The sequence below is a fragment of the Microbacterium sp. BE35 genome (assembly GCF_031457705.1).
GTDB classification, from domain to species: Bacteria; Actinomycetota; Actinomycetes; order Actinomycetales; family Microbacteriaceae; genus Microbacterium; species Microbacterium trichothecenolyticum.
In genome coordinates this window covers 16,812-34,777 of sequence record NZ_JAVDXD010000001.1, presented here as the reverse complement: position 1 = coordinate 34,777, position 17,966 = coordinate 16,812, and the positions used below count along the sequence as shown (strand labels likewise).

Below are 17,966 nucleotides of genomic sequence, written 5' to 3'. Positions count from 1 at the left end.
ACGCCCGACGGCCCGCACCGTCCGGGGCGGGTCAGGGCGCGAGGCGCGTCGGGCCCCTGAAGAGGTAAGTGACCTCGCGGATCGAGTCCTGCCCGAGCAGCAGCATGAGCACTCGCGCGAGGCCCATGCCGAACCCGCCGTGGGGCGGGGCGCCATAGCGGAAGAAGTCGAAGTAGAAGTCGAGGTGCTCGGCCCCGAGGCCCTTCTCCTTCGCCTGCTCGATCAGCACGTCGACGCGGTGCTCGCGCTGGGCACCCGTGGTGATCTCGACCCCCTTGAACAGGAGGTCGTACGACTTGGTGAGCCCGGTCTCCTCGTCGCGCATGTGGTAGAACGCGCGGATCTCTGGGTGGTAGTCGGTGATGAAGACGAACTGGTGGCCGTAGGTCTCCTCGACGTAGGCCGAGATCTGGCGCTCGCCCTCGGGGTCGAGGTCGCCGTCGGTGCGGGGGATCTCGTAGCCGCGGCTCTTCACGATCTCGCGCGCCTCGGCCAACGGGATGCGCGGGAACGGAATCGCCGGCACCTGCACCTCGAGGCCGAAGAGCTCCTCGATCTCGGCGCCGTGCTTGTCCTTCACGGCCTGGAACGCGGTCTGCAGGAGCTCCTCCTGCATCGCGGCGACGTCCTCGTGGGAATCGATCCAGCTGATCTCGGCGTCGACCGAGGTGAACTCCGTCGCGTGGCGCGACGTGAACGAGGGGTCGGCGCGGAAGGCGGGGGCGATCTCGAAGATCTTGCCGAAGCCGGCGACCTGCGCCATCTGCTTGAAGAACTGCGGCGACTGCGCGAGATACGCGGTCTTGTCCTCGAAGTACGGCACCTCGAAGAGCTCGGCGTTGGACTCGGATGCCGAGGCCATGAGCTTGGGGGAGTGCACCTCGATGTAGTCGCGCTCGATCCAGTACGAGCGGAAGGCGTGCTCGAGGGTGGTCTGGACGCGGAAGACGAGGTTGTTGCGGCGCTGGCGCAGGTCCAGGAAGCGCCAGTCCATGCGCTTGTCGAGGCCCGAGTCCGCCGCGATGGGCGTCTCGGGGAGGGCGGCCGCCGCGATGTCCAGGCGTGCGATCTTGATCTCGACCCCGCCGAGCTTCACGCGCTCGTCGTGCTTGAGCTCGCCGGTCACGGTCAGGAAGGTTCCCGTGGCGAGGTTCGAGATGAGGTCCGTGAGGGCCAGGGCCGCAGCATCCTGTTCGCTGCCGTCCTCTGCTGGGCGCGTGGCGGGGTTCACCAGCTGCACGGCGCCGGACTCATCCCGGAGGATCACGAACTGCACCTTCTTCTGATCACGGACGGTCTCGACCCACCCGGAGACCGACACCGGGCCGTCGGCGAGACCCTGAAGCTGCTTGACGAGGACGCGTTCACTCACGAGCGACAAGTCTACGTGGACGCGCCGCGCTCGCCTTCTCGCCGAAATCCGCACCCACCGCTACCATGCGGGCATGACCACGCCGGAATCCGAGCAGCCTGCGCCGGCTTGGACCGCGGCGGCTCCGCCTCCCTATCCGGGCGGCCCCGCCTACACGCCCTCCGCGGAGGGCGCAGCCCCGACGAAGCCGCCGGTGAAGGTCCTCGACCTCGTGATCACGATCGTGCTGCTGGTCGCCGACGCGGTGCTGGCGACGCTCGCGTCGTTCATGGGGATCTTCCTCGTAATGGCGTCCGATTCGTGCGGCGCCCGCGACTGTAACGTCGACCTCATCACCCTCGGCTGGCTGATGGGCATGATCCTGCCGTGGGTGATGCTCGTCGCGACGGTCGTCGTGGCGATCGTGCTGATGGTCAAGCGACGGCTCGCGTTCTGGGTTCCGCTCGCCGGAGCCGCCCTCATCGTGCTGTCGCTCGTCGCAGCGTTCATGGTCGCTTCGGCCGCGGTTCCGGGTTCGACCCTCTGATCCCAGCGGGAACTCGCGAGGTCCATCGGCTTCCGGGGGTCTGCACCCGGGTTCCGTTCACCATCGCCCCGTAGCGTGGACGGTGTCGCGCCGACCGGTCGCGGCCGCCGCCACGAAAATGCCACCGACGGACGGGATCCGACGAATGACGACTGCGACGACGACCGACGGCTCCTGGCTCACCGCTCTCGCGGACTGGGCCGTCTCCCTGATGGACGTGATCGGACCCGCCGGAGCGGGCATCGCGATCGCGATGGAGAACCTCTTCCCGCCGCTGCCGAGCGAGGTGATCCTGCCGATGGCGGGACTCGCGGCCAGCCGCGGGTCGTTCTCGCTGGTCGAGGCCTTGGCGTGGACCACCATCGGATCGGTCCTCGGCGCGCTCCTTCTCTACGGGCTCGGCGCGTGGCTCGGGATCGCGCGGCTGCGTGCGATCGCGACCAAGGTGCCGCTGCTTCACCCGGAAGACATCGACCGCACGGTCGCGTGGTTCGGGCGCCACGGCGGCAAGGCCGTGTTCTTCGGCCGGATGATCCCGATCTTCCGGAGCCTCATCTCCATTCCCGCAGGCATCACCCGCATGCCCGTGTGGCGGTTCACGCTGCTCACCGCGGCGGGAAGCCTGGTGTGGAACTCGATCTTCGTGCTCTCGGGCTTCTTCCTCGGGGAGTCGTGGCACATCGTCGAGCGGTACGCCGAGATCCTGCAGTACGTCGTGATCGCTGTTGCCGTCATCGGCGTGGCATGGTTCCTGTACGTGCGGGTCCGTGCCCTGCTCGAGTCCCGTGGCACCTCTCGCGGTCCCGAGCCCGAACTCGACTGAGGCGGGCGCCGAAGCTGGGAGAACGCTCAGCCGGTCCACAGAGGACCCCCACGTAGACTGGGCCGGTGCCCGCCGCTCGCCTTCATCTCGTGCGCCACGGGGAGGTCCACAATCCTGCCCGCGTGCTCTACGGGCGACTCCCCGGATACCGGCTGAGCGCCGACGGCCGTCACATGGCCCGGCAGGCCGCCGAGTACATCAAGTCGCTCGACCGTCCCGTGTCGGCGCTCGTGTGCTCGCCGCTGGAGCGCACGCAGGAGTCGGCCGAGCCCTTCACCGAGATCTTCGGCCTCCAGCCCCTCCTCGACGAGCGCGTGATCGAGCCGACCAACGTCTTCGAGGGCAAGCGCATGGCGCGGGCACTCGTCAATCCCTGGAACTGGCGACACCTCCGCAAGCCGGCGCTGCCGAGCTGGGGCGAGCCGTATGCGGACGTCGTGGGCCGTATGAACTCGGCGATGACGCACGCATGGGATGCTGCGGACTCGGGCGACGTCGTCATCGTGTCGCACCAGCTCCCGATCTGGATCACCCACCTCGCGGTCGCCGGACTCCCGCTCCGGCACGACCCCCGCGCGCGACGTTGCGCGCTGTCGAGCGTGACGAGCTTCGAGATGGTCGACGGCAAATGGACCGAGACCGCCTACGCCGAACCGGCGTCGACGGCCGGCGCAGTGGATGTGGGGGCGGTATGACTCAGCGGGTCGTTGAGCGAGCGCGCGAGTCGAAGCGCCCCGCGCGCGGCGCGCGACTGCGGGCGGCGGCATCCGCTCTCCTCGTCGTCGGGCTGATCTCCGGTCTCGCCGCGTGCACGAGCGACCCCCTCGCCGAGCAGTACCGCTCGGGCGACAACAAGGGCTTCGTCGCGGCCGACGGCTTCCGCGTCGTCGAGATCCCGGCCGCCGATCGCACCGAACCGGTCGAGTTCGAGGGCGTGCTCGACACCGGCGGCACGACCTCGAGCGCCGACTACGCGGGCGACGTGCTCGTCGTGAACTTCTGGTACGCCGGCTGCGCGCCGTGCCGCGTCGAGGCCCCGGAGCTGGCCGCGGTCGACGCGGAGTTCCAGGGCCAGGGCGTCTCGTTCCTCGGGGTGAACCTGTACGACGGCGCCGCGGCGTCCCAGGCGTTCGCCGAGAAGTACGGCGTGGCGTACCCCAGCGCCCTGGCGACCGAGGACGGCTCGATCAAGCTCGCGTTCGCGGGGGAGACCCCGCTCAACGCGGTGCCCGTCACGATCGTGCTCGACAAGCACGGCCGCGTCGCCGCCCGCCTTGTCGGTCAGATCGAAGAGGCATCGATCCTCGAGACCATCGTGCGCGACACCCTGGAGGAGTCGTGAACATCGGCGCCCTCGTCGCCGACGGGTCGCTCCTGATCGCGATCCCGATCGCGATCCTGGCCGGCGCCATCTCCTTCCTGTCGCCCTGCGTGCTGCCGCTCGTTCCGGGGTACCTCGGCTTCATCGGCGGCGCGGTCTCGCCGCGACCCGCGCCGGTTCCCGTGGGAACGGATGCTGCGGCCCAGGGCATCTCGGACAGTCGGCGCGTGTCGACTCCGCGTTTCGACTCGCAAGCGCGCTCGACGACCGCGCCCTTCGCTCGCTCGACGACCGCGAAGCCCGGTCGGGACGGTGACGCGCCCGCCCGCGGGCGCCTCATGCTGGGCGTGCTCCTGTTCATCGCCGGGTTCACCGTGGTCTTCGTCAGCATGGCGATGCTCGGCGGCACACTCGGGCGCTTCCTGCTCGAGTACCAGGACCTCATCACCCGCGTCCTCGGTGTCGTCATCATCGCGATGGGGCTCGTCTTCATCGGGTGGTTCGGCCTCGCTCAGCGCATCGCGCGGCCCCAGGTGAGAGGCAACCTCGGACTCATCGGCGCACCGCTCCTCGGCGTCGCGCTCGGCATCGGCTGGGCGCCGTGCATCGGCCCGACCCTCGCCGTGATCCTCACGATGGCGTTCGACTCCGGCTCGGCCGCCCGCGCGGCGCTCCTGGGTGTGGCGTACTCGCTGGGGCTCGGCATCCCGTTCCTGCTCCTCACGCTGGGATTCGGGTGGGCGACGCGCTCGGTGTCGTTCGTGCGGCGCCACATCCGCGTCGTCAACCTCATCGGCGGCGCGGTGCTCATCGTGCTGGGCCTGCTCATGGTGACCGGCGTCTGGACCGCCGTGATGGCCCAGCTCCAGGGGGTGTTCGCCAGTGTCCCGGCCCCGCTCTGATGCTCCGGAAGGCTCTGTGACCGACGACGTGACCGACCCGCTGAGGCCCTCCGATCACGCCGACTCCCCGGCACCCGATGCTTCGACAGGCGGAGCAGCCGGCGGGGGCGCGCTCGGCGTCGTCGGGTGGCTGCGCTGGGGCTGGCGTCAGCTCACGTCGATGCGCACAGCGCTCGTGCTCCTGCTGCTGCTCGCGATCGCCGCCGTGCCCGGCTCGCTCGTGCCGCAGCGCAGCGCCGACCCCAACGGCGTGCGCCAGTACTTCGTCGACAACGCGGATCTCGCGCCGGTGCTCGACAAGCTGAGCCTGTTCGACGTGTACACGTCGCCGTGGTTCTCGGCGATCTACATCCTGCTGTTCGTCTCGCTCGTGGGCTGCGTCATCCCGCGCACCAAGCACCACTACAAGGCGATGCGCGCGCAGCCGCCGCGCACGCCCGCCCGACTGGCTCGCCTGGACGCGCACCGCTCCGAGATCCTCGAGTTCCAGGACGACACGGATGCCGCGGCCGCCGCCGCGACCGCGATCGAGGCGGCGCAGCAGCAGCTGCGCAAGGCCGGGTACCGTGTCGCCCGCTACGACGGCGCGACGTCGCTGTCGGTGTCCGCGGAGCGAGGGTACCTTCGCGAGACCGGCAACCTGGTGTTCCACGCCGCGCTGGTCGGCGTGCTGCTCGCGGTCGGCATCGGCGGCGGATTCACCTACACCGGGCAGACGGTCATCATCGAGGGCCGCACCTGGGTGAACACGATGCTCGACTACACGTCGTTCAATCCCGGCCGGTTCGTCGACGAGGACGCCCTCCAGCCCTACGCGCTGACGCTCGACGAGTTCTCGCTCTCCTACGTCACCCCCGGTGCGAAGGGCGCGGGGCAGGCCGGCGACTTCGTCGCGCACCTGACGACGCAGTTCCCGGACGCCGATGCCGAAGCGGGCGAGGTGCGCGTCAACCACCCGCTGCAGATCGCCGGCGACAAGGTGTATCTGATGGGCAACGGCTATGCCCCGACCATCACCATCCGAAACAGCGACGGTGACGTGGTCTTCTCGGAGTCCGTCCCGTTCCTGCCGCAGGACAACAACATGACCTCGCAGGGCGTCGTGAAGGTGCCGGACGGCCTCCGTGAGCAGGTGGGCCTCGTGGGCTTCTTCTATCCCACCGCGCAGGAGCTCACGAACGGCGCCTACACCTCGGTGTACGGCGACCTCGAGTACCCGATGCTCACCTTCTGGGTCTACGCCGGCGACCTCGGCATCGACGGCGGCGTGCCCAAGTCGGTGTACACGCTCGACCCGAGCGAGATGACCCAGCTCGCGGGAGGCGATTCGGGCACTGACTCGCTCGAGCTGAAGCCCGGCGACACCGTCGACCTTCCGGACGGCCTCGGCACGATCACCTTCGAGAACGAGACACCGGAGGCGGCCGGCTTCCAGGACTCGGTCAAGCGGTACGTGTCGCTCTCGATCCATCGCGACGCCGCGGCGACGTGGGTGCTGGTGTTCGCCGTGCTCGCGACGGCCGGCCTGCTCGCCGCGCTCTTCGTGCCGCGTCGCCGCATGTGGGTCAAGGCGACGCGTCAGGGCCACACCGTGCACCTCGAATACGCCGGTCTTGCGCGCGGCGAGGACCCTGCACTCGACGGCGCGGTCGAGCAGTTCGCCCAGCGCCACCTCGCCTCGCTCGCCGACCCCGCTCCCGCTGGCGAGCGCCCCACGAAGCCCGAATCCACCCCCGACGTAGACTGAGGACCATGCCCGACGCCTCCCCCCTCACCCTCGACTCGGTCTCGGTGCTGCTGGTCTGGACGGCCATCGCGATCTACGCCCTCGCGTTCATCGCGTACGCGGTCGACCTGGCCCGTCGCGGTGCCGTCGCCGTGGACGCGAAGGATGCCGCGGCCAAGATCGCGCGCGAGCGCGAACTCGTCGCAGCCGGCCGCGCCGGCGGCGGCTCGCGTGTCGGGATCATCGAGCAGATGCGCGCGCAGGAGACGGCGTCCGAAGAGGCGCTCAACGCCCCGGTCGGCAAGCGCGCGCGACTCGTGTGGGCCCGCATCGGCACGTCGCTGACGGTGCTCGGCTTCCTCTTCCACCTCGGCGGCGACGTCACCCGCGGCATCGCGGCCGGGCGCGTGCCGTGGTCGAACATGTACGAGTTCGCCCTCACCGGCACGCTGCTGATCGTCGCGGTGTACCTCGGCGTGCTCTTCCGGTACGACCTGCGATTCCTCGGCACCTTCATCACGGGCCTGGTGGTGGTGCTGCTGGGTGGCACGGCCATCTGGTTCTACACCGACATCGTGCCCCTCATGGACCCGCTGAAGTCGGTGTGGCTCGTCATCCACGTCTTCGTCGCCTCCCTCGCGACGGCGCTGTTCGCCCTCGCCTTCGGCCTCTCGGTGCTGCAGCTCATGCAGGCCCGGCGCGAGACGAAGATCGCGGCTCTCGCGAAGGCGGAGGGCGGGGCATCCGGCACCGCGAAGACCGGACCGGGCTTCCTCAAGACGCTCCCGAGCGCCGAGGCGCTCGAGTCGCTGGCCTACCGCTTCGCGATCCTCGGCTTCATCTTCTGGACCTTCACGCTCATCGCCGGCTCCATCTGGGCCAACGACGCGTGGGGCCGCTACTGGGGCTTCGACACCAAGGAAGTCTGGACCTTCGTGATCTGGGTCCTCTACGCCGGGTATATCCACGCACGGGCCACGCGCGGCTGGCGCGGCTCGCGCTCGGCGTGGCTGTCGGTCATCGGCTTCACCGCGGTGATCTTCAACTTCACGATCGTCAACATGTTCTTCAAGGGCCTCCACGCCTACTCCGGCCTGAACTGAAGCCGGCGAGCATCCGTCGCGGTGCAGGCCCGAGCCGACCGCGTTCCTCGTCCGTCACGCCGGAGCGAGCACCACGACCGGGGTCTCGCGGCTGCGCAGCGCCGCGTAGGCGTCCAGGTCCGCGTCGCCCTCGAGGGTGCGCCACACGGCCCACAACCGCTCGCGCTCCGCACCCGTCGCCTCGTGGGCGAGCACCGCGCGCGTGCCGTCGGGAAGGTCGACGGATGCCGCGGGCCGGGCCTTGAGGTTCAGCCACCACGCCGGCGGCGGATCGCCCCACCCGTTCATCGCGAGGGTGACGAGATCGGGGCCGTCCTCGAAGTACCCGACGATCGCGACGCGCGGGCTGCCCGACCGGCGTCCGACGGTGTGCAGGCGCATCATCCCGTAGACGGTGGGGGACGGATGCCGCAGCCCCACGCGTCCGCCGGTCACCCGGTACAGCCCGCGATGAACGACCCACGCGGTGCGGATGAACCAGCGCGGCGGGATCCGGGCGGGGTCGTGCGGCTGCCCGGCCGGACGCGGAGCGGACCCTGGAGCGTTCATGTCTCCGATCCTGACGCGCCGCCTTCGCGGGGGCAATCGGCCGATCGGCCGGGATCTCGGGCCGATCGGCCGAGGCGCCGGAACGCGACGGAGCCCCGGCCGCGAGGCGGCCGGGGCTCCGTCGACGCGCGGGTCAGGCGGTGACGGGGGCCGCCTTCAGCAGCGCTCTCGCCGACGTGCTGCGCCGGCGCGCCACCGCGAGGATCGTGGCGCCGAGGCCGAGCACGGTCCACACCACCAGGCCGGCGATCGCGGCGCCGAGTCCCGACGCCGAGGTGAGGGCGGCGAGCATCCCGTTGTAGGCGGGCCCGGTGGGCAGCAGGGCCGCGACGCTCGAGAGCACACCGGGCACCGTCGAGACGACGCCGGTCGCGACGGCGAACACGCCGATCAGTGCGGCGATCCATCGCCCGGCACCGCCGAACACGGCGATCAGGGCCTGGTTCACCGCGGCGAACGCGATGCCGGCGACGACCGCCACCAGGGCGAACACCCACCAGTCCGCCCACGCGTACGACGCGGCGAGCTGCACGACGCCGGCCACGAGCATGCCCTGCACGGCGCCGAGCGCCGCCGCCGGGGCGAACGAGCGCAGCGCGAGCAGCGCCGAGGGCTGGCGCGACGTGAGCGCGCGACGCGAGACGGCCTGCAACGCGACGAAGGTGCCGAGTCCGCCGAACCACAGTGCGAGGGTCGCGAGAAGCGGGATCGCGGAGGCGCCGAACAGCGACGTGCCCACGCCCTCCGCTTCCACGGGGTTCGCCACCACGGTGGCGAGGTCGGTGGCTTGGTCGTCGGTGTACGACGGGAGGGAATCGGATGCCGTGGCCAGCCCGCTCGCGAGCTCACCGGTGCCGTCCGCGAGCTGGGCCACGCCCTCGGCGAGGCTCGTGGCGCCGTCGGCGGCCTGGGTCGCGCCCGAGGCGAGCTGCGATGCGCCGTCGGAGAGGCCGTCCGCTCCGCTCTGGATGCCGGTCACGCCGGTCGCCAGCTGCCCCGCGCCCGCCGCTGACTGGTCGATGCCGCCGGCGAGCTGGGTGAGGCCGCCCGCCAGCGTGCCGACGCCGGTGCCGATGGTGCGGAACTGCGTTGCGAACTCTGCCGTCGCTTTCTTGTTGAACTGGTCGAGCACATACACCGCGGTGCCGGCATCCGTCGCGGCGGTGCCCGCCTGCCCGGCGGCCGCGAGTGTTCCGGCCGCCGCGTTCGCCAGGCGGATGCAGAAGCCCGAATCGGACGGCGTGCACTCTGCCGAGAGCTGCTGCAGCGCCGCCGCCTGTGTCCCGATGTCGGTTGCTGTCGTGACGGTGCTTGCAGCCGCGACGTCGAGGTAATCCGACACGGTGGTGGGAACGACCCCGGTCTGCTCAAGGGCCGCAGCGCCGGCGTTCACGCCGTCGGCGATCTGCTGCGCACCAGCTGAGGCTTCACGCGTCTTGCCGGCGATCGTGGTCAGACCGGACTGCAGCGACGTCGCGCCGCCCGCGATCTGGCCGGCGCCGCTGGCGAGCTGCGAGGCCCCGCTTGCCAGCTGGTCGTTGCCGTCGGCGATCTGCGAGATGCCGTCGGGCAGCTGAGCCGCGCCGTCGGCGGCCTGGGTCGCGCCGTCGGCGAGCTGCTGCGCACCGTCGGCGGCGGTGCCGAGCTGGTCGCCCAGCGTTGTGAACCCGAGGAAGACGTTCTCAAGGTACACGGTCGACAGCTGCGTGCCCATGGTCGAGGCGGCGGCGGAGGCGACCTGCGCCGTGATGGCGTCGTCCACGATGAGGCTGTCGGGAGGCGTCGTCACCTCGATCGTGGCCTGCTCCGGCGTCTCGCCCGGGCGGGTCGACAGGGCGGCGGCCGTGAAGTTCTCGGGGATCGTGATGACGGCGGCGTAGGTGCCGTCGGCGAGGCCAGCGGCCGCGTCATCCGCGTTCGAGAGCGTCCAGGTGAGGTTGCTGTCGAGCTCGTCTGAGCCCTCGACGAGCCCGGCGGTGAGCTGGCGGCCGAGCGGCACCAGCTGCCCGTCGACGGTGACCGGCTCGTCCTCGTTCACGACGGCGGCGGTCAGGTTGTCGAGCCGCTCCACGGGGTTGTACAGCGCGGCCACCAGGATGCCGCCGATGACGACGGGCAGCAGCAGCACGCCGATCAGCGTCAGCCACGTGACGGGCCGGGTCGAGCGCGCGCGCTCGACGGCCGTGGTGATCCAGTTCGGGGTCATGCGTTCACCTCTGCGGTGGGGGTGGTCTGAGCGGTGGCGGAGCGCAGCGTGATCGAGGTCACGTCGGGGCGGTGCGCGTCCGCGAGGAGGGCGAGAGCCGCGCTCTCGGTGCGGCCGGTCACGACGAGCGTCAGCCGCTTGTCGCTCGCCGCGAGCGCCGCAGCGGCGTCGCGCAGCAGCGCGGCGGCCTGGTCGCGCTCCGCGTGATCGAGCGCGTCGACGCCTTCGATCACGACGAGGCTCGCCTTCCCGGTGAGGGCGCGGCGCAGCGCCGGCACGCGGTCGTCGGCGTCGGCGAGGAGCGCGAGCCCGACGTGCGCACGCACCCAGGCCCCGCGCTCGGGGAGCAGATGGCCGGCGACGCGCAGGCGTCCGTCGGTCGGGGCCAGTCGCGCCGCGATCGTGAGCGCGAAGGCCCGCGCCGCGCGGGGGTCGCCCGTCGCGATGAGCGTGCCGCCGGGCTCCGCACGGAAGGCGGCGTCGTCGAACAGCACGACTTCGCCGGCCGAGCCGCCCGCGTCCGCACGCACAGCGACGCCGTCGCCGACGACCACGGCCGTCGTGTCGGGCTCCGGCCAGTCGGCGAGCGAGAGCTCGCGCTCGACGGCCTCGCCCTCGATGTCGAAGTGGGGGAGGATCCGCTCGAGCCAGCGCGGCATCCACCACGCCTTGTCGCCGAGCAGCGCCATGACGGCCGGCACGAGCGTCATGCGCACGAGGAACGCGTCGACGGCGATGCCGACGGCGAGGCCCAGCGCGATCGGCTTGATCGAGGAGTCGCCCTCGGGCACGAAGGCCGCGAAGACGGCGAACATGATGACCGCGGCGGCGGTGACCACGCGCGCCGAGGCCGTGAAGCCCGAGCGCACGGCGCCGACCGCGAGATCGCGGCCGCCGCGCGTCGCGTGACCGCCGGCGGCGCGGCGGGCGTGCACGAAGTCCTCGCGCATGCGGCTGACGAGGAAGACCTCGTAGTCCATCGCCAGGCCGAACAGCACGCCCATCAGGATGATCGGCATGAAGCTGATCACGGGGCCCGTACGGTCCACATGCAGCAGTTCCGCGCCCCAGCCCCACTCGAACACGGCTGCGACGACGCCGAACGCGGCCATCACCGACAGCAGGTAGCCGAGGGCGGCCTTGATCGGCACCCAGATCGAGCGGAACACGATCATGAGGAGCACGAGCGACAGGCCCACGACGAACACGCCGAACGGCAGCAGGGCGGCGCCCAGGCGGTCCGAGATGTCGATGCCGACGGCGGTGAATCCCGTCACCTTGAGGTCGACGCCGTACTCGTCCTCGAGCTCCGGGGCGAGCGCGCGCAGGTCGCGCACGAGCTGGGCGGTGGCCGGGTCGTCGGGCGCGGTCTCGGGCACGATCTGGATCAGCCCGGTGTCGGCGGTCTCGTTCGGCGTCGCGAGCGCGACCTCCTTCACGCCCGGCACCTTCTCGATCTCGGCCTTGAGGTCGGCCATGAGTCCGAGCGGATCGGTCGACGTCACGATCGTCCCGGTCATGATGAGCGGGCCGTTCGACCCCGGCCCGAAGTGCTCGGCCGTGAGGTCGTACGCCTGACGCGCCTGGCTCGACTCCGGCTGCTGGCCGGCATTCGGCAGGGCGAGCGCGAGGCTCGCCGCCGGGATCGCCATGACGCCGAGCGTGAGCACGACGGCGATGGTGGTGACGATCGGGTGCTTGGTCACCAGCATGACCCAGCGGTTGGTCCGCTTGGTCGGCGTGTGGGAGGGGAGGGGCGCGTCGACGACGTCGTTCGGCTCGACGCCGGCGTCCGAAGTCCGGGCCTCTTGCGCCGCCGAGCGGCGGGCACCGGGCAGAGGCATCCCCCGCCGCTTCCTGCCGTGGCCCCAGCCGGCGACGCGGTGCTTCGAGAAGCCGAGGAGCGCGGGCGTGAGAGTGAGGGCGACGACGACGGCGATCGCGACGGCGACCGCCGCGGCGATGCCCATCGTGGTGAGGAAGGGGATGCCGGCGAAGCCGAGGCCGATGAGGGCGATGAGCACCGTGATGCCGGCGAAGACGACCGCGGAACCGGCCGTGCCTGTCGCGCGGGCGGCGGACTCCTCGGGCTCGACCCCGGCGCGCACCTGATCCTGATGTCGCGCCACGATGAAGAGGGCGTAGTCGATCCCGACCGCGAGTCCCAGCATGATCGCGAGCATCGGGGTCGTCGACGACACCGATACGAACGCGGTGGCGACGAAGATGAGCGCGATCGCGAGGCCCACGCCGATGAGCGCGGACACGAGCGGGAACCACGCCACCGCGAACGAGCGGAATGTGACGATGAGGACGAACAGCGCGATGAGCACGCCGACCGCCTCGATGAGGGACAGGGCAGGCACCGAAGTGGAGAAGAGGTCGCCGCCCATGGCGACCTGCGAGCCCTCGGGAAGCGTCTCGCGCAGATCGTCGGCGACCTGTTCGAGGCCCTCCTTCGTCTCGTCGGACACGTCGGTCGACTGGCCGTCGAACTGCAGGCGGATGATCGCGGCGGACTCGTCGTCCGACACCATGCCCGTCACCATCTCGTTGAAGGGGTCGGTCACGGCGATGACCCCGTCGAGGTCTTCGAGGTGCGCGACCGTGTCGCCGATGGCGCCGGTGTACGGCTCCTCGTCGATCCGGTCGCCGTCGGCCGTCACGATGACGAGCTGGGCGCTCGTGCCGCTCGCCTGGGGGAAGCTGCGATCGAGCAGCTGGATGCCCTCCTGCGCCTCCGTGCCGGGGATCGAGAAGGAGTTGTCGGTGCCGCCCAGGTGCGGGATCGCGAACCCGAGGGCGATGCCGAGCAGCATGAGCCACGAGACCAGCACCCGCCAGGGGTGGCGGTAGGTCCAACGGCCGAGCGCATACAGAAGAGTCGACAACAGCGCCTCCGGTTACGGGTGGAGAGTTCGGGAACCGTCGATACAGCGCTGTATCGGATACATGAGTGTATCGTAGGGCGGACGTGTCGCCCCAACCTGAGTAATGCGTGTGAGACTGGACGAGATGGAGGACCGATGACCGACACCCCCGTGGCCGAAGCGACCGGCACCTCACGTCGCCGGGAGGCGACCCGGCAGAAGCTGCTGGATGCCGCCGCCCTGGTCTTCGCGGAAGTCGGCCTGGATGCGGCATCCGTCGAAGCGATCTGCGAGCGCGCAGGCTTCACGCGCGGCGCGTTCTACTCCAACTTCGAGACCAAGGACGAGCTCATGCTCGCCCTGACCGAGCGGGTCGCCGGCGAGAAGATCGACGAGGTCGCCGAGCGCGTCGCCCAGCTGCAGGAGCGCGGCGAGGATCTCGAGCCCGGTGCCCTCGTGCGCCAGCTGCTCGACGTGGCGTTCGACAAGAAGCAGGGCATCCTGCTCACGAGCGAGATCCGCACGCGCGCGATGCGCGACCAGCGGCTCGCCGAGACCTACATCGCGTGGCAGACCGGCATGGTCGAGCGCGTCGGCTCGTTCATCGAGGAGCTCGCGCTCACGTATCGCTTCAGGCTGCGCCTGTCGCCGCAGGAGTTCGCGGGCCTCATCCTGCAGACCTGGGAAGACACGTCGGCCTTCGCGGTCATGACCGGCCTGAGCGTGCCCGAGATGCACCAGTTGGTCAACGAGCGCACCGCGCGCGTGGCCACCGCCCTCGTCGACCCCCTCTGACCCCCGGCAGTCGCGCTCCTCCCGGTCGTTGAGCGAGCTTGCGAGTCGAAACGCCGCGAGCCTTCCGCAGGCGGTGAGTCCCGCAGGCATCACCCCGCGGTGCGCAGCACCTCATAGCAGCGGGCGAGCCGGTCGAGCCACCACCGGCGGCGGTCCGCGGATGCCGCGTGCGCGGCGAGCAGCGCCGGGTCGGGCGTGACGCGCCCGACGGCGAGCATCCCGCCGCGCGGCGCGAGCGGCGGATCGACGACGTCCGCCGTGAACAGCGACGCCGTGCCGAGTCCGCAGTCGTAGTCGAGCTCGGGGAGGGCTGCGGCCAGCGCGACGCCCATCGACAGCCCGACGGACGTGTCGAGCGCGCTCGACACGATCGTGGGAAGGCCGGCTTCCTGGACGATCTCGAGCGCTCGCCGCACGCCGCCGAGCGGCTGCGCCTTGATCACGAGCAGGTCGGCGGCTCCGGCCCGGGCGACCGCCACCGGATCGGCCGCCTTGCGCACGCTCTCGTCGGCGGCGATCGGGATGCCCATGTACTTCACGCGCCGACGCAGCTCAGCGAGCTCCTCGACGCTCGCGCACGGCTGCTCGGCGTACTCGAGGTCGAACTCGGCGAGCGCGTGGATCGCGTGCTCGGCCTCGTCGACGTTCCAGGCGCCATTGGCGTCGACGCGGATGCGCCCCTCCGGCCCCATGGCCTCGCGCACGGCGCGCACGCGCGCCACGTCGTCCGGGAGCACCTGACCGGGCTCCGCCACCTTGACCTTCGCCGTGCGGCAGCCGTCGAACCGCGCCAGTACGGACGGGACGGATGCTGCCGCCACCGCCGGCACGGTGGCGTTGACGCCGATGCGCTCGCGAAGGGCGGCGGGCCGCGGCATCCGTGAATCCTCGATGGCGGCAGCCAGCCACGTGGAGGCTTCCGCGTCGTCGTACTCGGCGAACGGCGAGAACTCGGCCCAGCCCTCTGGGCCATGGAAGAGAACGGCCTCGCGCACGTCGATGCCGCGGAACCGCGTCGCGAGTGGCAGTGCGACGACGTGCGCGGTGTCGAGGATCTCGGCGAGCGGGGGGAGCGGGGCAGACGTGGTCACGTGCTCAGTCTGCCCCGTCGCGGTCAGAATCCGCTGCCGGCCTGGAAGCGGTGACTCCTTGCTTCTGCGTGCCCGATCACGCGGGCATCGACGTACGAGGAGGAGTGCGCATTCCGGTACTCCTCATGGCTCACGGGCTTTCCGAGGAGTGCCCACTTCAGGCGCATCCAACGACTCGGCTTCTCGGACATGGGGGCCTCCCGTCTCGCGGTGCCCCCAGCATCCCAGTTCGGATCGGAACTATAAAGTGCCGTTGACGATAGTGTGTGACGCACAGTATGGTGTGAGGCATGAGCGAAACCGAGATCCTCGAGACGCATCTGCAGGAGCTGCGGCGCGGCACGACCGTGCTCGCGTGCCTGCGGCTCCTCGAGACGCCGGGGTACGGGTACGGGCTGCTCGAGGAGCTCGGCAAGCGCGGCTTCCCCACCGACGCGAACACGCTGTACCCGCTGCTGCGGCGCCTCGAGAAGCAGGGGTATCTCACGAGCGAGTGGAACACCGACGAATCCCGTCCCCGCAAGTTCTACCGCACCAGCGATGCCGGCCTCCGTCTGGCCGGCGCCCTCACCGACGACTTCCGCGCGATCGCCGTCGCGATCGACGCCCTCCCCCAGGAGAAGTGACATGACCACCACCGCCACCCTCACCGATCGCTACGTCGACGCGGCGATGCGCACGGTGCCCGAGGCGCAGCGCGCCGACCTCGCGGCCGAGCTGCGCGCGTCGATCGACGACCAGGTCGAAGCCCGCCTCGAGCAGGGCGAGCCGCGCGACACGGCCGAACGCGCCGTGCTCACCGAGCTCGGCGACCCCGACAAGCTCGCCGCGGGGTACACGGATCGCCCGCTGTGGCTCGTCGGCCCGCGCTACTTCCTCGACTGGTGGCGGCTGCTGAAGCTGCTGCTGTACATCGTGCCCGCGTGCGCAGCCTTCGGCGTCTCGCTCGCGATGGTGCTCGACGGTGCCACGTTCGGCGAGATCATCGGCGCGCTCGTGCCGCTGCTGCTCTCGGTGGTCGTGCACCTCGCGTTCTGGACCACGCTGGTCTTCGTCATCCTCGAGCGCACCGGTCACCAGCCGATGACCGGCCAGCCCTGGACGCCCGACCAGCTCCCCGAACCGCGCCAGAAGGGCGTCGGCCTCGGCGACATGATCACCTCGCTGGCGTTCCTCGGAATCATGGCCGGGGTCGTGCTGTGGGACCTGTTCATCGGCTTCGTGCCCACGGAGCCCGGTCTATCGTTCCTCGACCCGGGGCTCTGGCCCTGGTGGATCCTGGCGCTGTTCGCCGTGATGGCCCTCGAAGCCGTGCTCGCGGTCGTCGTCTACGCGATCGGACGCTGGACTGTCGGACTCGCGGTGGCCAACGGCATCCTGAATCTCGTCATCGCGGTGCCCGCGCTGTGGCTGCTGTTCGAAGGGCGCCTCATCAACCCGGCGTACTTCCCGACGATCATCCCCGGCGACGGCGCCGAGGTCGGCGAGATCATCTCGATCATCGTCGGCTTCGTCATCGCGGGCGTCGCGATCTGGGACACGGTGGATGCCGCACTCAAGGCTGCGCGTGCGCGGCGGGGGTCGTCACGCGTCCTCAGCTGAGGACCTGGCCCGAGATGCGGACCGAACCCCGGGGGCGGTCCGCATCTCGGCGCATTCCCTCGAACGAGGACCGCCCCCTTCGAGCGGCCGTACGCTTTCCCCATGCCCCTCCTCGATACTCCCGTGCGCCTCGGCGTGCAGCTGCAGCCCCAGCACGCGCCCTACTCCTCCTTCCGCGACGCCGTCCTGCGGCTGGAGGAGATGGGCGTCGACATCCTCTTCAACTGGGACCACTTCTTCCCGCTCAGCGGTGACCCCGACGGCCTCCACTTCGAGTCGTGGACGATGCTCGCCGCATGGGCGGAGCAGACCGAGCGGGTCGAGTTCGGTGCCCTCGTCAACTGCAACAGCTACCGCAACCCCGACCTGCAGGCCGACATGGCCCGCACGATCGACCACATCTCGGCGAAGGACGGCGTCGGCCGCTTCATCTTCGCCACCGGTTCGGGCTGGTTCGCCCGCGACTACGAGGAGTACGGCTACGAGTTCGGCACCGCCGGGTCGCGCCTCGACGACCTCGCCGCCGGGCTCGAGCGGATCGAGGCGCGCTGGCAGAAGCTCAACCCGGCCCCGACCCGCGACATCCCGGTCATGATCGGCGGCGCAGGCGAGCAGAAGACCCTGCGCCTGGTCGCCCGGCACGCCGACATCTGGCACAGCTACGTGCGCGCGAGCGATCTGCCCCACAAGCTCGAGGTCATCGAGCGGTGGGCCGATCGCGAGCAGCGCGACACCTCCAACCTCGTCATCTCGAACGAGCTGCACCAGCGCGACGAGGCCCACGCCGACGGCCTCTACGACGCCGGCGTGCGCCTGTTCACGATCGGATTCCAGGGCCCCGACTGGGACTACGACCTCATCCGCTCGTGGCTGCGCTGGCGCGACACCAAGAACGCCTGACCCCTCCCGCCGTCCCTCGTCGGTCCCGCCGTCCCTCGCTGGTCCCGCCGTCCCTCGCTGGTCCCGCGTCCCTCGCTCATTCCGCGAGAATCCATCTGGGCGACGAGACCCCGGGTGAGCCCCAGGGTCTCGTCGCCCCGATGGATTCTCGCGGTGGGTGGGGGCGGCGGGTGGGGGCGG

General features: G+C 70.7%; 17 protein-coding genes. 11 read left to right on the top strand and 6 right to left on the bottom strand.

Going from position 1 to position 17,966, the window contains the following annotated elements:
- Nucleotides 1-31: 31 nt before the first annotated feature.
- Complete coding sequence (gene aspS, locus J2Y46_RS00155; protein WP_310239336.1) at nucleotides 32-1,372, bottom strand: aspartate--tRNA(Asn) ligase; 1,341 nt, start codon at nucleotides 1,370-1,372, stop codon at nucleotides 32-34.
- Between the two features lie 73 nt (nucleotides 1,373-1,445).
- On the opposite strand from aspS, the gene J2Y46_RS00150 reads away from it, so the two are divergent.
- The 7 genes from J2Y46_RS00150 (at nucleotide 1,446) to ccsB (ending at nucleotide 7,773) form a co-directional block, all read left to right on the top strand.
- The gene (locus tag J2Y46_RS00150) at nucleotides 1,446-1,898 is read left to right on the top strand and encodes a DUF6264 family protein (RefSeq protein ID WP_396653136.1); all 453 of its coding nucleotides are present in this window, start codon (nucleotides 1,446-1,448) and stop codon (nucleotides 1,896-1,898) included.
- 145 nt (nucleotides 1,899-2,043) lie between these two features.
- Entirely contained in the window at nucleotides 2,044-2,721 is a 678-nt protein-coding gene (locus J2Y46_RS00145) for a DedA family protein (protein WP_045296494.1), read from the top strand.
- 65 nt (nucleotides 2,722-2,786) lie between these two features.
- Nucleotides 2,787-3,416, top strand: a complete 630-nt coding sequence (locus J2Y46_RS00140) for a histidine phosphatase family protein (protein ID WP_045296493.1) — start codon at nucleotides 2,787-2,789, stop codon at nucleotides 3,414-3,416.
- On the top strand, nucleotides 3,413-4,063 hold the full coding sequence (locus tag J2Y46_RS00135; RefSeq protein WP_310239330.1) for a TlpA disulfide reductase family protein: 651 nt from the start codon (nucleotides 3,413-3,415) through the stop codon (nucleotides 4,061-4,063). The genes J2Y46_RS00140 and J2Y46_RS00135 overlap by 4 nt, the downstream gene beginning before the upstream one ends.
- Nucleotides 4,060-4,944, top strand: coding sequence for a cytochrome c biogenesis protein CcdA (locus J2Y46_RS00130; RefSeq protein ID WP_310239328.1), 885 nt, complete (start codon nucleotides 4,060-4,062; stop codon nucleotides 4,942-4,944). Before J2Y46_RS00135 ends, J2Y46_RS00130 begins: the two co-directional genes overlap by 4 nt.
- A gap of 16 nt (nucleotides 4,945-4,960) precedes the next feature.
- The gene (locus J2Y46_RS00125) at nucleotides 4,961-6,691 is read left to right on the top strand and encodes a cytochrome c biogenesis protein ResB (RefSeq protein WP_310239325.1); all 1,731 of its coding nucleotides are present in this window, start codon (nucleotides 4,961-4,963) and stop codon (nucleotides 6,689-6,691) included.
- A 5-nt stretch (nucleotides 6,692-6,696) separates the two neighbouring features.
- The gene (gene ccsB / locus J2Y46_RS00120) at nucleotides 6,697-7,773 is read left to right on the top strand and encodes a c-type cytochrome biogenesis protein CcsB (protein ID WP_310239322.1); all 1,077 of its coding nucleotides are present in this window, start codon (nucleotides 6,697-6,699) and stop codon (nucleotides 7,771-7,773) included.
- Nucleotides 7,774-7,827: 54 nt separating this feature from the next.
- Here the strand turns inward: ccsB and J2Y46_RS00115 are convergent, their stop codons facing one another.
- The 3 genes from J2Y46_RS00115 to J2Y46_RS00105 form a co-directional block, all read right to left on the bottom strand.
- Nucleotides 7,828-8,322 (bottom strand): nitroreductase/quinone reductase family protein, encoded by a 495-nt coding sequence (locus J2Y46_RS00115; protein ID WP_310239319.1) that lies wholly within the window; start codon nucleotides 8,320-8,322, stop codon nucleotides 7,828-7,830.
- 133 nt (nucleotides 8,323-8,455) lie between these two features.
- Nucleotides 8,456-10,528, bottom strand: a complete 2,073-nt coding sequence (locus J2Y46_RS00110; protein ID WP_310239317.1) for a YhgE/Pip domain-containing protein — start codon at nucleotides 10,526-10,528, stop codon at nucleotides 8,456-8,458.
- Nucleotides 10,525-13,419, bottom strand: a complete 2,895-nt coding sequence (locus tag J2Y46_RS00105; RefSeq protein ID WP_310239315.1) for an MMPL family transporter — start codon at nucleotides 13,417-13,419, stop codon at nucleotides 10,525-10,527. The genes J2Y46_RS00110 and J2Y46_RS00105 overlap by 4 nt, the downstream gene beginning before the upstream one ends.
- A gap of 135 nt (nucleotides 13,420-13,554) precedes the next feature.
- Between J2Y46_RS00105 and J2Y46_RS00100 the strand changes: the two genes are divergently transcribed.
- Complete coding sequence (locus tag J2Y46_RS00100; RefSeq protein WP_045296486.1) at nucleotides 13,555-14,193, top strand: TetR/AcrR family transcriptional regulator; 639 nt, start codon at nucleotides 13,555-13,557, stop codon at nucleotides 14,191-14,193.
- Nucleotides 14,194-14,282: 89 nt separating this feature from the next.
- Here J2Y46_RS00100 and J2Y46_RS00095 read toward each other — a convergent pair whose 3' ends face one another.
- Both J2Y46_RS00095 and J2Y46_RS00090 read right to left on the bottom strand, forming a co-directional pair.
- A complete protein-coding gene (locus J2Y46_RS00095) occupies nucleotides 14,283-15,284 on the bottom strand; it encodes an o-succinylbenzoate synthase (protein WP_310239313.1) in 1,002 nt (333 codons plus the stop codon).
- A 23-nt stretch (nucleotides 15,285-15,307) separates the two neighbouring features.
- Nucleotides 15,308-15,475: a hypothetical protein gene (locus tag J2Y46_RS00090; protein ID WP_310239311.1), complete on the bottom strand. Its 168-nt coding sequence runs from the start codon at nucleotides 15,473-15,475 to the stop codon at nucleotides 15,308-15,310.
- Nucleotides 15,476-15,574: 99 nt separating this feature from the next.
- Here J2Y46_RS00090 and J2Y46_RS00085 point away from each other — a divergent pair, with 99 nt between their 5' ends.
- From J2Y46_RS00085 to J2Y46_RS00075, 3 genes are all read left to right on the top strand, one after another.
- Nucleotides 15,575-15,910, top strand: a complete 336-nt coding sequence (locus J2Y46_RS00085; protein ID WP_045296484.1) for a PadR family transcriptional regulator — start codon at nucleotides 15,575-15,577, stop codon at nucleotides 15,908-15,910.
- A gap of 1 nt (nucleotide 15,911) precedes the next feature.
- The gene (locus J2Y46_RS00080; RefSeq protein ID WP_045296483.1) at nucleotides 15,912-16,886 is read left to right on the top strand and encodes a permease prefix domain 1-containing protein; all 975 of its coding nucleotides are present in this window, start codon (nucleotides 15,912-15,914) and stop codon (nucleotides 16,884-16,886) included.
- Nucleotides 16,887-16,988: 102 nt separating this feature from the next.
- Nucleotides 16,989-17,786, top strand: coding sequence for an LLM class F420-dependent oxidoreductase (locus J2Y46_RS00075; RefSeq protein WP_310239305.1), 798 nt, complete (start codon nucleotides 16,989-16,991; stop codon nucleotides 17,784-17,786).
- The last annotated feature ends 180 nt before the right edge of the window (nucleotides 17,787-17,966 follow it).

Coding starts and splice junctions, on each gene's coding strand:
- ccsB (WP_310239322.1), top strand. CDS start 6,697: ATGCCCGACGCCTCCCCCCTCACCCTCGACTCGGTCTCGGTGCTGCTG.
- J2Y46_RS00075 (WP_310239305.1), top strand. CDS start 16,989: ATGCCCCTCCTCGATACTCCCGTGCGCCTCGGCGTGCAGCTGCAGCCC.
- J2Y46_RS00135 (WP_310239330.1), top strand. CDS start 3,413: ATGACTCAGCGGGTCGTTGAGCGAGCGCGCGAGTCGAAGCGCCCCGCG.
- J2Y46_RS00080 (WP_045296483.1), top strand. CDS start 15,912: ATGACCACCACCGCCACCCTCACCGATCGCTACGTCGACGCGGCGATG.
- J2Y46_RS00110 (WP_310239317.1), bottom strand. CDS start 10,528: ATGACCCCGAACTGGATCACCACGGCCGTCGAGCGCGCGCGCTCGACC.
- J2Y46_RS00090 (WP_310239311.1), bottom strand. CDS start 15,475: ATGTCCGAGAAGCCGAGTCGTTGGATGCGCCTGAAGTGGGCACTCCTC.
- J2Y46_RS00150 (WP_396653136.1), top strand. CDS start 1,446: ATGACCACGCCGGAATCCGAGCAGCCTGCGCCGGCTTGGACCGCGGCG.
- J2Y46_RS00115 (WP_310239319.1), bottom strand. CDS start 8,322: ATGAACGCTCCAGGGTCCGCTCCGCGTCCGGCCGGGCAGCCGCACGAC.
- J2Y46_RS00145 (WP_045296494.1), top strand. CDS start 2,044: ATGACGACTGCGACGACGACCGACGGCTCCTGGCTCACCGCTCTCGCG.
- J2Y46_RS00085 (WP_045296484.1), top strand. CDS start 15,575: ATGAGCGAAACCGAGATCCTCGAGACGCATCTGCAGGAGCTGCGGCGC.
- J2Y46_RS00100 (WP_045296486.1), top strand. CDS start 13,555: ATGACCGACACCCCCGTGGCCGAAGCGACCGGCACCTCACGTCGCCGG.